This is a genomic window from Pseudonocardia lacus, from assembly GCF_018531445.1.
In the GTDB taxonomy this organism is placed as follows: domain Bacteria; phylum Actinomycetota; class Actinomycetes; order Mycobacteriales; family Pseudonocardiaceae; genus Pseudonocardia; species Pseudonocardia lacus.
In genome coordinates this window covers 1-13,005 of record NZ_JAHDTH010000016.1, presented here as the reverse complement: position 1 = coordinate 13,005, position 13,005 = coordinate 1, and the positions used below count along the sequence as shown (strand labels likewise).

Below are 13,005 nucleotides of genomic sequence, written 5' to 3'. Positions count from 1 at the left end.
GAGGACACGGCCTCTGCGAAGACGGCTCGTGCTGCGCCGGGCCCGCGGCGAGGAGGGCTGACCCGGTGTCGCGCGCGGTACCGTGGGCGGACACATCCCCGTCGATGGTCCCGGCGCACCGCGAAGCGCCGCTGCGATGGAAGGGCGACCCCCCTCGGGCCGGTGACCGGCCACCCGCACGTCCGCAGCCGGGCCGAGCTGCGCCGCCAGCGCCGGCCGCGCACGCACCCGTGCTGGGACCACCTCTTCATCGCCCCGCTGTGGCCGATGCACGAGGCCAACCTGGGCACGCTGTTGCGCACCTGCGACGCGGTCGGCGCCTGCCTCGTCGTCCCCCGGGGGCGCCGATGGGACGCGCCGCTGGCCCGCGGCGACACCCTGCGCCGCAGGTCCTGCGTGCACCGGGCCGCCGACCCGCTGCGGTGGCTGGCCCACCAGCGCGGCCTGGGCACGCGCGTCCTCGCCGTCGAGCTGGCCGACGGGGCCGTGCGGCTGGGCGACCTGCCCGCGGCCCGCGAGCGCACGGTCGTGCTGCTCGGGCACGAGCGCGACGGTGTGCCCGACGAGGCGATGGCGATGGCCGACGGCGCCGTGGAGATCCCGATGATCGGCACCGGGCTCAGCCTGAACGTCGCCGTGGCCGGGTCGCTGGTCGCCTACCGGCTCGCCGGGATGATCTGACCGCGTATCTGCGGGCACCCTCGCCACCTCCTGCTCCCGTGTCGGGTCGACGAGAAGGAGGGCGAACCGATGATCCCCAACCCGAGCCCGACCGGCCCGAAGCTGCGCGGCGATGCCCGCGAGTTCACCGCGCACGAGCGGTCGCGGGTGCGCGCCGCCGCGTTCCACGCCCGGCGGGTGCACCCCGGCCCGGTCGGCGCACTGCTGCAGCGCGAGCTGTCCGCCTACGCCGAGTTCGGCTACCGGTTCGACACCGATCGGCTCGTGCCGCGGCTGGTGGACGAGATCCTCGCGGCCCCGGCGGCCCTGGAGGCCTGCTGAGGGATCAGGCCGGCGGCGGCGCCGTGCTCTCCCGGACGACCAGCTCGGTCGGCAGCTCCAGCCTGCGCACCACGGGCTCCTCCCCGGCCCGGTGGCGGGCGACGGCGGCGGCCAGCTCGGCGGCGGCCAGCCTGCCCTTCTCGCCGGCGTCCTGGTGGACGGTGGTCAGCGCCGGGCGCATCCGCCGGGCCAGCGGGGTGTCGTCGAAGCCGACGACCGACAGGTCGTGGGGCACCCGCAGCCCGGCGTCCTCGGCGACCCGCACGACGGCGGACGCGAGCGCGTCGGAGAAGCACAGGGCGGCCGTCGGCCGGTCGGGGCCGTCGAGCAGGTCGCGCAGGGCCGCGGCACCCGCCTCCGGGTTGTCGTAGTCCGACCGCCGCACCACCGGCTCGATCCCGGCCGGCTCGAGCACGTCCAGCCAGCCGCGCATCCGCTGCCGGGCGACCATGTAGTCGCTGGGGGCCGTGTCCGGGTCGGTCACCTCGCGGCCGACCGTTACCAGCGCGACCCGCCGGTGCCCGAGGTCGACGACGTGCCGCGCGGCGGCCGCGGCCGCGGCCCGGTCGTCGACGTTGATCGACGTGTGGCCGCGCTCGGGCTGCTGGTCGACGAACACCAGGGGCAGCCTGCGCTTGCGCAGCCAGTCGACGCCGTCGACGCCGGGTCGGCAGGAGTAGGCGATGGCGCCGTCCATGGCGACGTCGCGGGCCGGGACGACGTCGCCCGCCCGGCCGCTGGGCAGCAGGGTGAGCGCCAGGCCCGCGCCGGCCAGCTCCTGGGTGATCGCGGCCAGGAAGGCGATCGTGTACTCGTCGTAGAAGGCGTGCTGCGGCGACTCGGTGAGCAGGATGCCCACGGTGCCGGTGGCGCCGCGGGCCAGGGTGCGCGCGGCCGGGTCGGGCCCGACGTAGCCCAGCTCCGCCGCGACGGTGAGGATGCGCTCGCGCAGCGCCGCGGAGAGCTGGTCGGGCCGGGAGAACGCGTTCGACACGGTCATCGCGCTGACCCCGACCCGGTCGGCGACGGTCTTCAGGGTCACCCTCGGCACGGTGCCGAGGGTAGGTGTCAGCGTGCCGGGTTGCATTCGGGCCGGGGCTCGACGGCGGAGGCCACGCGCTGCAGCGCGACGGCGGTGGCGGCCCGGACGCGTCGGACCGGGCGGAACGCGCGCGGCGGGCGGTCGGGCTCCGCGGGCGCCGCCGGGTCGAACTGGCGGCGGACGGCGTCGGTGGCGATGTGGGTGGCGATCGGCAGCTCGTACACAGCGGGTCTCCTTCTGTAGCGCTCCAGAACTTTAGCGCTACAGTACGTCCGCTCTCTATAGCGGTCAAGAGACTTCCGGAGGAGCATGCTCGCCGCACTGCCGGCGTACGGACGGGGGAAGCCGTGACGGAACGAGCGCGGGTCGCACTGACCGGGCCGCCGGAGACGATGCTGGCGACGCTGTGCGGCAAGGCCCGCGACGCGCGCTCCGACCACCCGATCCTGGGCGACCCGTGGGCGGCCCGGGTGCTCGACCAGGTCGACTACGACGTCGCCAAGGCGGGCATGAACCCGACCAGCGCCGCGGGCGTGGCGCTGCGCTCGCGGTGGTTCGACCGCTGGACCGCGGAGTTCCTCGCCGCCGAGCCCACCGCCACCGTGCTGCACCTCGCCTGCGGGCTCGACGCGCGGTCGCTGCGGGTCGAGCACGGCCCGTCCGTGCGCTGGGTCGACGTCGACCTGCCCGACGTCGTCGCGCTGCGGGAGCGGTTGCTGCCGCGCCCGGACGGCGACTACGCGCTCGTCGCCGCGTCCGTCCTCGACGAGCGCCGGCTCGCCGACGTGCCCGCCGACCGCCCCGTCGTCGCGGTGGCCGAGGGTCTGACCATGTACCTGCACGAGGCCGACGTCCGGCGGCTGGTGCAGCGGATCGCCGGCCGGTTCCCGAGCGGGCAGTTGCTGTTCGACGTCTACGGCACGATCGGCATCCGCCTGCAGCGCCGGGTCACGGCCGTGCGGACGTCGGGCTCGCGGCTGCACTGGGGTCTCGACGACCCGCGCGCCCCGCTGGCCTGGCACCCCCGGCTGCGGCTGCTCGACGACGTGCGCTCGGTCGCCGTACCGGGGATCGAGGAGTTCCCGCTGGTGGGGCGGCTGCAGATGGGCCTACTGGCCCGCATCCCGAGGCTGCGCGACGTCGGCCGCTACCTGCGCTACGCGTTCTGAGCCGTCCGGGAGCGCAACTCGACCGTGTCGCCGTGGGTGACCGTGCGCAGCAGGCCGCCGAGCCCGCGCCCGCGCATCTCGGCGATGAACGCCGACAGCGGGCTGTGGAACACGCCGTAGTCGTCGTAGTGCACCGGTACGACCGCCCCCGGCCCGATCAGCTCGACGAGGTCGCCGCCGTGCCGGCCGTCCATCGTGACCAGGACGCCCAGGACCCGCGTTCCCCCGAGGTGGGCGACCATCACGTCGACGTCCGGGAAGCGCTCCTGGACCGCGCGCAGTTCGGGCACGTTCAGCGTGTCGCCGGTGACGTAGACGCGCAGCACCCGCCGGCCGTCGCGTTCCAGGTCGAGCACGCTGCCCATCACCGGCGGCAGCAGCCGGTGCACGCCGACCGGGCCGTGCCGGCCGGGGACCGAGGTCACCCGCAGCACCTCCGGGCCGCGGCGCAGCACGTGCTCCTGCCAGGTGTCCAGGCCGACCGGGTGGAAGCCCCACCGGTCGAGTCGCCGGGCGGCGTGGGTGGTGGTCAGCACCCGCGGCTCGCGGGGCAGGTCGCGCTTGGCCACCCGGTCGAAGTGGTCGCCGTGCAGGTGCGAGAGGAGCACGGCGTCCAGGTCGGGCAGGTCCGCGATCCGCATCGCGGGCTCGGTGCGGCGCTTGCTGGTCAGGCCGTAGCCGAGGTGCACGCGCTGCCCCCTGCGGACGAAGTTGGGGTCGGTGAGCAGCGTGAACCCGCCCAGCCGCAGCACCGTCGTGGCCGTGCCGACGAAGGTCAGGGAAGCGTCCATGTCCCGCGGACTACCCCGCCCACGGGTGCGTGACCATCCGATCACCGCGCCCGCGGCCGGACATCCGCCCATTGCTCCATCCAGGTGACGCACCGTCGGGATGCCGGCCCGCCCGACGATGGAGGGACGTGGAACGGAAGGTCCGGGCGGATGCCGGCGCGGCGCTCATGGCGCTCTACGACCACGCGCTGCCCCAGGTCTACGGCTACCTGCTGGCCCGGTGCGGGCGGCGGGCGCTGGCCGAGGACCTGACCGCGGAGACGTTCCTGGCCGCGGTGACCGCGTGCCGGCGCACTCCCCCGCCCGCCCCGAGCACGGGCTGGCTGGTCGGGATCGCCCGGCACAAGCTCGTCGACCACTGGCGGGCCGCCGAGCGGGAGCGGCGCGGGCTGCGCGCCGTCGGGTCCGAACCCCACCCGCCCGACGACCCGTGGGACGAGCGGCTCGACGCGCTGCTCGCCCGCCAGGTCCTCGACGAGCAGACCGGCATGCACCGGGCGGCCCTGACCCTGCGCTACCTCGACGGGCTGCCGGTCCCCGAGGTCGCCAGGGCGCTGGGCCGCACCGTCGGCGCAACCGAGGCGCTGCTCGTGCGGGCCAGGGCAGCGTTCCGCCGCAGCTACGCCGCACTCGGGGGAGGAGGGGACCGATGACCGACCCGACCGACCCGCTGCTCGCCCTCCGCGCCCCGCTCGCACCGGTGGACCCCGACCCGGGGTTCGCCGCCGCCCTGCGCGCCCGGATCGAGCGGGCGCTGCTCGCACCGGAAGGGGACGTCATGACCACGACCACCGAAACCGCCGCCGGCCCGGTCCCGGCCCCGGCAGCCGCGCGACTGCACGCGCTGACGCCGTACCTGGCCGTCACCGACTCCGCCCGGGCCGTCGAGTTCTACGTCGCCGCGTTCGGCGCGGTGCGCCGCGGCGAGCCGATCGTCATGCCGGACGGCCGGATCGGGCACGCCGAGGTGGCCATCGGCGACTCGGTGCTCATGCTGGCCGACGAGTTCCCCGAGCTCGGCCTGGCCGCGCCGGTCACGCGCGGCGGGACGAGCCAGTCGCTGATGCTGGAGGTGCCCGACCCGGACGCCGCGGTGGCCGCGGCCCTCGCCGCGGGCGGGGAGCTGGACCGGCCGGTCACCGACTCGCCGCACGGGCGCGGTGGCGTCGTCATCGACCCGTCGGGGCACCGCTGGATGGTCTCCGCGGCGCCCGGCGGACCGCGCTCGGGCGACCTGGGCTACGCCTCCCTGTGGACCCCGGACGTGGCGGCCGCGGAGCGCTTCTACACCGCCGTGCTCGGCTGGACCGTGACCGGCGACCCCACCGAGCCCGGGCGCCAGGTCACCGGACTCGGCTCGCGCCTGGGCCTGTGGGGCGGCGAGCGGCCCACGCTCATGCCGTGCTGGGCGGTGGCCGACGTGGCCGAGGCCGCCACACTGGTGCGCGCCGCCGGGGGCACCGCCGAGGAGCCGACCGACGAGCCCTACGGCCGGTCCGCGCGGTGCACCGACGACCAGGGCCAGCCGTTCGCGGTGTTCACCCCGCCCGACGGCCTCGGCGGGGGCGCGCGCGCCCCGCACGGGCCCGGCGAGCTGGGCTACTACGAGCTGCGCAGCCCCGACCCGACCCGCAGCCGGGCGTTCTACTCGACGGTGCTGGGCTGGCGGTTCCACCCCGGCACCGACCCGGGCTACTGGCACCCGCTCGCCGACGGCCGGTGGCCGGCGCCGTCCTGCGGGCTCGTGCGGGGCGACACGGCGGTCGTCGTGCCGTGGTTCGAGGTCGCCGACATCCGGGCCGCGGTGGCCGCGGTCCGGGCCGCCGGGGGCACCGCCACCGAGCCCGCGCCGGGCCGCGACGGCGTGCTCGCCGAGTGCGTCGACGACCAGGGCACCGCGTTCGGCCTGATGGGGGCGTGAGCGGGTCTCCCGGTCCGGGACCGGGAGACCCGCCAACGGGCTACCTGCGGGTGAGGCCCTCGGCCACCCGGGCCCCGGTGCTCGCCCCGGACCCGTCGCCGCCCTCCGCGTCCGCGGTCGGCTCGGGCTGGGGCAGCGGGTCGCACTGGACGTCCGAGCCCTCGCCCGGCTGCCGCTCGGGCAGCTCGCCGGTGGCCAGGTAGGCGGCGATCTTGTCGTCGGTGCAGGCCACGCCGGACAGCGACGACGAGTGCGTGGTGCCGCCGACGCCCTCGATGAGCGCCGAGTTCGGGAACAGCTCCCTGGCGTGCAGCGCACCGTTGAACGGCGTGGCGCCGTCGAAGGTCTCGCTGATCAGCAGCGCGCTCTCGACCCCGGAGCCGTCGATCTCCACCGGCTCGCCCGCCTTCGCCGGCCAGAACGCGCACGGGGCGTTGAACCAGGCGTTGGCCCAGGTCTCGAACGGCGCCTCGGCGTCGACCCGGGTGTTGTCGGCGCGCCAGACGTCCCAGTCGGTCGGCCACTGCGCGTCGGTGCACTGCACCGCCAGGTAGATGGCGTAGCCGTTGTCGTCGGTGGTGTCGGTCGAGCCGTCGTAGGCGTCCTTGAGCGCCGCGGCGTCCTTGTCGTTCACCCACGCCGCGAAGGCGTCGGCGATGCCCGGCCAGGACAGCACGTTGTACCCGGCGCCCAGGAACAGGTCGTTCCACTCCGACGGGCCGATCGGGCCGGCCGGCGTGGCGCGCAGCTCGTCCTGGGTGCTGTAGTACAGCGCCTCGACCTCGTCGCCGGTGGCGCCCAGGCCGTAGACGGAGTCGGCCTCGGCCACCCAGTCGAAGAACTCCTGGATGTTGTGCTCGAAGGCGACGTCCTGGTTCAGGTTGGCCTCGTACCAGACGTCGCGGGCGTCGACGACGCCGTCGAGGACCATGCGCCGGACGTTGTCGGGGAACAGCGTGCCGTAGACCTGGCCCAGGTAGGTGCCGTAGGAGAAGCCGTACCAGTTGATCTGCTCGGCGCCCAGCGCCTTGCGGATGCTGTCGATGTCGGTGACCGCGTCGACCGTGCTGAGGTGGTCGAGGAGCTCGCCGCCGTTGGCCGCGCAGGCGTTCGCGTAGGACTCGGCCCTGGCCAGCCACTCGGCCTCCTGGCCGCCCTCGGGCTGGTAGTCGGGCCGGTTGTAGCCGGCGTAGTCCGGGATGCAGCTCAGCGCGGGGACGCTGGAGCCCACGCCGCGCGGGTCGAAGCCGATCCAGTCGTAGGCCTCGCCCGCGCCGTCCGGCACCGCGGCGCCCAGCTGCGAGTACGCCAGCCCGGAACCGCCGGGGCCGCCCGGGTTCACCAGCATGACGCCCTGGTACTGGTCGGCCGGCACGCTCGCCTTGATCCGGGAGACCGCCAGCTTGATCCTGGTGCCGGCCGGGTCGGCGTAGTCGAGGGGAACCTCGACGAAGCCGCACTCGGCTCCCGCTGAGGCCAGGCCCGCGCTCGTGCACGGCGCCCAGGCGACCGGGGCCGGCTGGAAGTCGGGCGGCGTCGGCTCGTCGGCCTGGGCCGCCGCGGGGGCGGCGAACGCGGCGGCGAGCACGAGGGCCGCCGTCGTCAGCACTGCCGGGATTCTGCGCACTGCACTCCCTTGTTTCGCACCTCCGGCCGCGGGTGGGACCGGGAGGGGCAAGCTATCGCTGGGTCGGGGTCGACCGGCAAGAGCGTGCCACCCCGTCCCTGACGGGGGAACACGACAGAGGTGAGCGGTCACCCCTGGTAGCCGCGCGGAGCCCGGCGGTGATCATCTACTCGTCGGTACCCGCCACTTGACCAGCGCCTTCCCCCGGCAGGAGCATTCCGCCCATGACGACTGCCGGGCCCGCCGGGGCCGACCGCCTGCCGCTGCCCCCGGGTGTGCGCGAGGGAACCGCCGAGCTCGACCGCACCCGGCTGCACTACCTGGAGACCGGCCCCGCGGACGGCGAACCCGTCGTGCTCGTGCACGGCAACCTGTCCACCTCCCGGTTCTGGGAGCACGTCATGCCCAGGCTGGGCGAGCGGTACCGGGTCATCGCCCCGGACATGCGCGGCTTCGGCGACTCCAGCCCCGTCCCCCTCGACGCCACCGGCGGCCTGCGCGACTGGGCCACCGACATCCGCACCGTGCTGGAGCACCTCGACGTCACCCGCGCGCCGCACCTGGCCGGGTGGTCGACCGGCGGCGCCGCCATCTCCGCCTACGCGATGGCGCACCCCGTCGCGTCGCTGACCTACGTCGACCCGGTCTCCCCCTACGGCTACGGCGGCACGCACCCCGACGGGCGGCCCTGCTTCGACGACTTCGCCGGCTCCGGCGGGGGCGGGATCAACCCCGGGGTCGTCGAGGCCATCGAGGCAGGCGACACCTCGGCGGAGAACCCGTTCTCCGCGCGCAGCCTGTTCCGCACCTTCTACGTGGCCCCGACGTTCCGCGAGCAGCCCGAGCGCGAGGACATGCTGGTCGCCGAGATCCTCAAGACCTCCACCGGCCCGGACAACTACCCGGGCGACTCGACCACCTCGCCGAACTGGCCCGGCTTCGCCCCCGGCGACCGCGGCATCCTCAACGCCCTGTCCCCGAAGTACTGCAACTGGACCGGCATCCTCGACCTCGACCCCAAGCCGCCGATCCTCTGGACCCACGGCGCCGCCGACCTGGTGATCGCCGACGGCTCCCCGCTGGAGGCCGGGGTGCTCGGCGCGGCCGGCCAGATCCCCGGGTGGCCCGGCGCGGCGGTCTACCCGCAGCAGCCGATGGTCAGCCAGATCCGGCAGGTGCTGGGCCGCTACGCTGCGGCGGGCGGCACCGTGCGCTCGGAGATGTTCCCCGAGTCGGGCCACGCACCGTTCCTGGACTCGGCCGACAAGTGGGTCGGGATCTTCACCGAGTTCCTCGGGTCCTGACGCCTCACAGGGGACGGGACACCGCCGCAGCAGCGGCAGGAACTCCCGGGTCACCCACACCGGGTGCTGCGAGGCGCAACTTGGCCTGCGAGGACGCCCTGGCCGGGCGCGCAGCGCGGGATGTGTCGTCGCAGCTCGGGGTGCGCTCGCAGCACGGGGTGCGCCCTCGCAGCACGGGGTGCACCCTCGCAGCGCGCCGGCGGACTGCGAACTCCCGCCAAACGCTGCGAAGCGCAGCTGGGCCTGCGAGGACGCGCCAGGCCAGGCGCGCAGCGCGGCGTGCGCCCTCGCAGCACGGGGTGAGCCCTCGCAGCACGCCGGCGGACTGCGAGCACCCACCAAACGCTGCGAGGCGCCACCGGACCTGCGATGACGCCAGGGGCCGGACGCGCAGCGCGGGGCGGGTCCCGCAGCCCGGGGTGGGCCCTCGCAGCGCGCCGGCGGACTGCGAGCACCCACCAGACACTGCGAGACGCAACTGGGCCTGCGAGAACCCGCCGGGCAGGGGCGCGCAGCGCGGCGCGGGTCCCGCAGCTCGAGGTGGGGCCCCCGCAGCACGGGGCCGGATCGTCGCAGCGCGGGGCGGGTCCCGCAGCCCGGGGTGCGCCCTCGCAGCACGCCGGCGGACTGCGAACACCCACCGAACGCTGCTAAGCGCAGCTGGGCCTGCGAGAACGCCAAGGGCCGGACGCGCAGCACGGGGCGGGTCCCGCAGCCCGGGGTGCGTGCTGCAGCGCGCCGGCGGACTGCAAGCACCCACCAGACGCTGCGAGACGCAGCAGGAGCTGCGAGGACGCGCGTCGGGCCGGACGCGCAGCACGGGGCGGGTCCCGCAGCCCGGGGTGCGCCCTCGCAGCACGCCGGCGGACTGCGAACACCCACCGGGCGCTGCGAGGCACAGCTGGGCCTGCGAGGACACCAGGGGCCGGACGCGCAGCACGGGGCGGGTTGCGCAGCCCAGGGTGGGCCCCTCGCAGCACGCCGGCGACGTCAAGTACAACCGTTACCCCGAGCTGGGCGTGCTGCAGCTGGAGTGCACGGCGCTGGAGGTCAGCGGCGACGATCAGCACCTGCTGGTCTACTCCGCGCCCCCGGCGCCCGCGCGGCCGAGGCGCTGGCGCTGCTGCGGGTGGTGGGGCTGCAGCGGATGGGCAGCGACCCGGCCCCGACGAGCTCGACGCTGACCGACCTCCCCCGCTGACCGACCCCCCGCTGACCGACCCCCCGCTGACCGACCCCCCGCTGACCGACCTCCACTCTGACGGACCGGCGGCCGCGCCGGCCCGTCGTCGCAGGGGCGGTGGGGTCTTCGCAGATGCTGTGGCACCTGCTGGGTTCACGCTCCCCCTGCGAAGACGGCAACACCGGGGTGTGCGGCGCGGCGATCAGCTGTGGGTGATCGCGGAGTTCCCGGCCGCGCTCGCCGGGCCTTCGTCCTCGCCGGCGGGGGATGTCTCAGGCTCAGGTTCGTCCGGTTCCGGGACGAGGGACAGCTGACCCTCCTGCGCGTCGACGGGGGCGCGCACGTGCGCCACGACCCAGCCGCTGTCGCGGGCGTGTCCGTGCACGAAGGCCATACCACCAGTGCACCACAGCCCACCGACGGTTACGCCCGCGTGTCGCCCCCACGTCTCACGGTGACGACCGACCACCCAGCGCGAGATGCCGTTCGGAGGATTGCTCTTCTGCTGCTCCCCTGAAAAGGTGTCTGCTGCACGCTGCGTACCTGTCGCCCGGCGTCAGCTCCCCCGGCCCGGCCGCTCCCACCGGTCGGACGCCTCGGCGGCACCAGGTGCGCGGGCATCGCGTGATGATCGAGGAGCGTCCGCCCGATGAGACCTGAGCACGACGACGTCCCCTTCGCCGTGGTGCGCCGCGGGTACGACCGGGTCGAGGTGGAGAACGGGCTGCGCCGGCTGCGCGCCGAGCTGGACTCGACGACGCTGGCCCGCGACGTCGCCCGCGACGACCTGCGGATGGCGGCCTCCCAGCTGGAGCAGGCCCGCGCGGACGCGCACGAGGCCCGGGCGGCGGCCAACGAGGCGCGCGCCGAGATCGAGCGGCTCACCGCGGCCGTGGCCGAGCTGTCCACCGTGCCGTCCACGGTCGACGGGATGAGCCAGCGCCTGCAGCAGATGGTGCAGATCGCGCAGGACGACGCAGGCGAGATGCGCAGGCGGGCCACCGCGGGCGCCGCCCAGGTGCTGAGCATGGCCCAGGCCGAGGCCGACGAGCTGCAGGAGCGGTCCCACCAGGAGCGGGCCGCGTTCGAGACCGAGCTGCGGGCCGCCCGCGAGGCGCTGCGCGACGAGCTGGAGGAGGGCCGGGCCCGGCTGGAGGCGCTGCGCGCCGAACGCGAGCGCCACATCGAGCAGCTCGCCGCCGATCTCGACGCGCAGCGGGCCACGGCCGAGGCCGAGCTGGACGACGTGCTCACCCAGCGGCGCGGCGCCGTGCTCGACGAGCTCAGCGCGAAGGAGACCCTGGCCCGCGCCGAGGCCATCCGCATCCGCGACGCCGCCGCGAAGGAGGCTCGCGAGCTGTTGGCGCAGGCCACCGCGCAGGCCGAGCTGATCCGCAGCGAGGCCACCGCGAGCGTCGCCGAGGCGCACCGCGAGCTGGAGGAGCTGCGGATGCTGCAGCACCAGGTCTCCGAGCAGCTGACCTCGGTGCGCGCCCTGCTGGACTGGACGCTGCCCCGGATGATCGCGCCCAGCCAGGGCACCCCCGACCTGCGGCTCGTCGAGTCCAAGCCGTCGACGCCGGTGGAGCCCACGCCCATCGCCCCGGCCCGCGCGGCGGGCTGGTCGGCGGGCTGGGCCGCGGGCGGCGCGCGCGACGACCGGTCCGACGACGAGCCCGCCGACGCGTCCTGGCCGGGCACCGGCCGCACGGTGATCGAGGCCGAGCGCTCCGCGCCCACCGTCCCGGACCGGGATCCGGGCGGCGCGCCCGGTCGCGATCTCGGCGACGCCGAGCGGACCGAGCAGTTGGCCGGTCCCGGGCTGGCCCGGCCCTACATCCCCGCCCAGTCGGACCCGGCCGACCTGTTCACCCACCGCCCGCCGAGCCTGTCCGACGACGCGCCCGGCATGCCGGAGTCGCTGTCCAGCGGCCCGCGCCCCGCCGCCCCGGCGGCCGCCGATGGCGCCGCCCCGGAGCCGGACGCGGACCCGGGCGGCCGGCCGTCCGCCACTCCGCGGCCGAGACCGACCGGCGACCGCCCGAGCCCGTCGGCTCGCATCGGCGCGGGCTCCCGGTCGGACAACTGACCCTCCCGTTCCCACCCGCCCCGCCCTGACCAGAGGAATTCCACGTGGCCGCCCCCTCAGCCGTGCCGTCCCCCGCCACCCATCCCGAGCCCAGCTTCGACACCGTCCTGCGCGGCTACGAACGCCGCCAGGTCGACGACTTCCTCGCCCAGCGGCGCGCCGAGGTCACCTCGCTCCGCGAGGAGCTGGCCGAGGCCCAGCGCCAGCGCAAGCTCGCCACCGAGCACGCCGAGGCGACCGAGAAGGAGCTGCGGGAGCTGCGGGCCCGTTCGCCGCACGGCGAGCCCGCGGCCAAGGAGGACAGCTTCGGCTACCGCGCCGAGAAGCTGTTGCGGCTGGCCGAGCAGGAGGCGGCGGAGGCCCGCAGCCACGCCACCAAGGAGTCGGCGTCGATCATCGAGCGGGCCCGCACCGAGGCGGAGAAGCACCGCCACGAGGTCGAGCAGAACCTGATCGCGCGGGCGTCGCAGCTGGAGCAGCAGGCCGCCCAGCGCAACACCGAGCTGCAGGAGCGCGAGCAGCAGATCGCCGACCAGCTGGCCGCGGCCCGCGAGCAGGCCGAGCAGCTGCACTCCACCGCCGCCCGCGCCGCCGACCGGCTCCGCGAGGAGTCCGAGGCCAACGCGGCGGAGATCCGGCTGCGCGCCGAGACCGCGGCCAAGCGGGCCCAGGACCAGGCCGCCCAGGAGATCAACCGGCTGCAGGGGCTGCAGGCCGACATCCGCTCGGAGCTGGGCCGCCTCGCCGACCTGCTCACTGGCGAGCTGAGCAAGGGCGGCGACGGCCGCCGGCCGGCCCCCAACGGCGCCGCGGCCCCGCAGCAGCGCCGCCCGGCGCCGGGCGCCCCCCAGCCCGGCGGTCAGCAGGCGACCCTGCA

General features: G+C 75.7%; 13 protein-coding genes. 9 read left to right on the top strand and 4 right to left on the bottom strand.

Going from position 1 to position 13,005, the window contains the following annotated elements; all coding sequences use genetic code 11:
- Window positions 1-162 precede the first annotated feature (162 nt).
- Window positions 163-681 (top strand): TrmH family RNA methyltransferase, encoded by a 519-nt coding sequence (locus KIK08_RS05780; RefSeq protein WP_308257423.1) that lies wholly within the window; start codon window positions 163-165, stop codon window positions 679-681.
- A gap of 69 nt (window positions 682-750) precedes the next feature.
- Window positions 751-1,002, top strand: a complete 252-nt coding sequence (locus KIK08_RS05775) for a hypothetical protein (RefSeq protein ID WP_250556384.1) — start codon at window positions 751-753, stop codon at window positions 1,000-1,002.
- Between the two features lie 4 nt (window positions 1,003-1,006).
- Here KIK08_RS05775 and KIK08_RS05770 read toward each other — a convergent pair whose 3' ends face one another.
- Window positions 1,007-2,044 carry a LacI family DNA-binding transcriptional regulator gene (locus KIK08_RS05770; protein ID WP_214401947.1) on the bottom strand — a complete coding sequence of 346 codons (1,038 nt, stop codon included), beginning with the start codon at window positions 2,042-2,044 and terminating at the stop codon, window positions 1,007-1,009.
- A gap of 26 nt (window positions 2,045-2,070) precedes the next feature.
- Window positions 2,071-2,268, bottom strand: coding sequence for a hypothetical protein (locus tag KIK08_RS05765; protein WP_214401946.1), 198 nt, complete (start codon window positions 2,266-2,268; stop codon window positions 2,071-2,073).
- Window positions 2,269-2,391: 123 nt separating this feature from the next.
- Between KIK08_RS05765 and KIK08_RS05760 the strand changes: the two genes are divergently transcribed.
- On the top strand, window positions 2,392-3,213 hold the full coding sequence (locus tag KIK08_RS05760; RefSeq protein WP_308257422.1) for a class I SAM-dependent methyltransferase: 822 nt from the start codon (window positions 2,392-2,394) through the stop codon (window positions 3,211-3,213).
- Here the strand turns inward: KIK08_RS05760 and KIK08_RS05755 are convergent.
- Window positions 3,201-4,004 (bottom strand): MBL fold metallo-hydrolase, encoded by an 804-nt coding sequence (locus KIK08_RS05755; RefSeq protein WP_214401945.1) that lies wholly within the window; start codon window positions 4,002-4,004, stop codon window positions 3,201-3,203. The genes KIK08_RS05760 and KIK08_RS05755 overlap by 13 nt on opposite strands.
- Window positions 4,005-4,171: 167 nt before the next feature.
- On the opposite strand from KIK08_RS05755, the gene KIK08_RS05750 reads away from it, so the two are divergent.
- Together KIK08_RS05750 and KIK08_RS05745 are read left to right on the top strand one after the other, a co-directional pair.
- Complete coding sequence (locus KIK08_RS05750; protein WP_214401998.1) at window positions 4,172-4,657, top strand: RNA polymerase sigma factor; 486 nt, start codon at window positions 4,172-4,174, stop codon at window positions 4,655-4,657.
- Entirely contained in the window at window positions 4,654-5,925 is a 1,272-nt protein-coding gene (locus tag KIK08_RS05745; RefSeq protein WP_214401944.1) for a VOC family protein, read from the top strand. The genes KIK08_RS05750 and KIK08_RS05745 overlap by 4 nt, the downstream gene beginning before the upstream one ends.
- A 40-nt stretch (window positions 5,926-5,965) precedes the next feature.
- Here the strand turns inward: KIK08_RS05745 and KIK08_RS05740 are convergent, their stop codons facing one another.
- Window positions 5,966-7,552: an alpha/beta fold hydrolase gene (locus KIK08_RS05740; RefSeq protein WP_408004645.1), complete on the bottom strand. Its 1,587-nt coding sequence runs from the start codon at window positions 7,550-7,552 to the stop codon at window positions 5,966-5,968.
- A 224-nt stretch (window positions 7,553-7,776) separates the two neighbouring features.
- Here KIK08_RS05740 and KIK08_RS05735 point away from each other — a divergent pair, with 224 nt between their 5' ends.
- From KIK08_RS05735 to KIK08_RS05720, 4 genes are all read left to right on the top strand, one after another.
- Window positions 7,777-8,856: an alpha/beta fold hydrolase gene (locus tag KIK08_RS05735; RefSeq protein ID WP_214401943.1), complete on the top strand. Its 1,080-nt coding sequence runs from the start codon at window positions 7,777-7,779 to the stop codon at window positions 8,854-8,856.
- A gap of 962 nt (window positions 8,857-9,818) precedes the next feature.
- Window positions 9,819-10,040 (top strand): hypothetical protein, encoded by a 222-nt coding sequence (locus KIK08_RS05730; RefSeq protein ID WP_214401942.1) that lies wholly within the window; start codon window positions 9,819-9,821, stop codon window positions 10,038-10,040.
- Between the two features lie 648 nt (window positions 10,041-10,688).
- Window positions 10,689-12,128 (top strand): coiled-coil domain-containing protein, encoded by a 1,440-nt coding sequence (locus KIK08_RS05725; protein ID WP_214401941.1) that lies wholly within the window; start codon window positions 10,689-10,691, stop codon window positions 12,126-12,128.
- 44 nt (window positions 12,129-12,172) lie between these two features.
- Window positions 12,173-13,005: coiled-coil domain-containing protein (locus tag KIK08_RS05720; protein WP_214401940.1), on the top strand; the 833-nt coding region annotated here is incomplete at its 3' end.

Excerpts from the sequence above, each read along its gene's own strand:
- KIK08_RS05725 (WP_214401941.1), top strand. The coding sequence starts at position 10,689 with ATGAGACCTGAGCACGACGACGTCCCCTTCGCCGTGGTGCGCCGCGGG.
- KIK08_RS05745 (WP_214401944.1), top strand. The coding sequence starts at position 4,654 with ATGACCGACCCGACCGACCCGCTGCTCGCCCTCCGCGCCCCGCTCGCA.
- KIK08_RS05755 (WP_214401945.1), bottom strand. The coding sequence starts at position 4,004 with ATGGACGCTTCCCTGACCTTCGTCGGCACGGCCACGACGGTGCTGCGG.
- KIK08_RS05775 (WP_250556384.1), top strand. The coding sequence starts at position 751 with ATGATCCCCAACCCGAGCCCGACCGGCCCGAAGCTGCGCGGCGATGCC.
- KIK08_RS05735 (WP_214401943.1), top strand. The coding sequence starts at position 7,777 with ATGACGACTGCCGGGCCCGCCGGGGCCGACCGCCTGCCGCTGCCCCCG.
- KIK08_RS05750 (WP_214401998.1), top strand. The coding sequence starts at position 4,172 with ATGGCGCTCTACGACCACGCGCTGCCCCAGGTCTACGGCTACCTGCTG.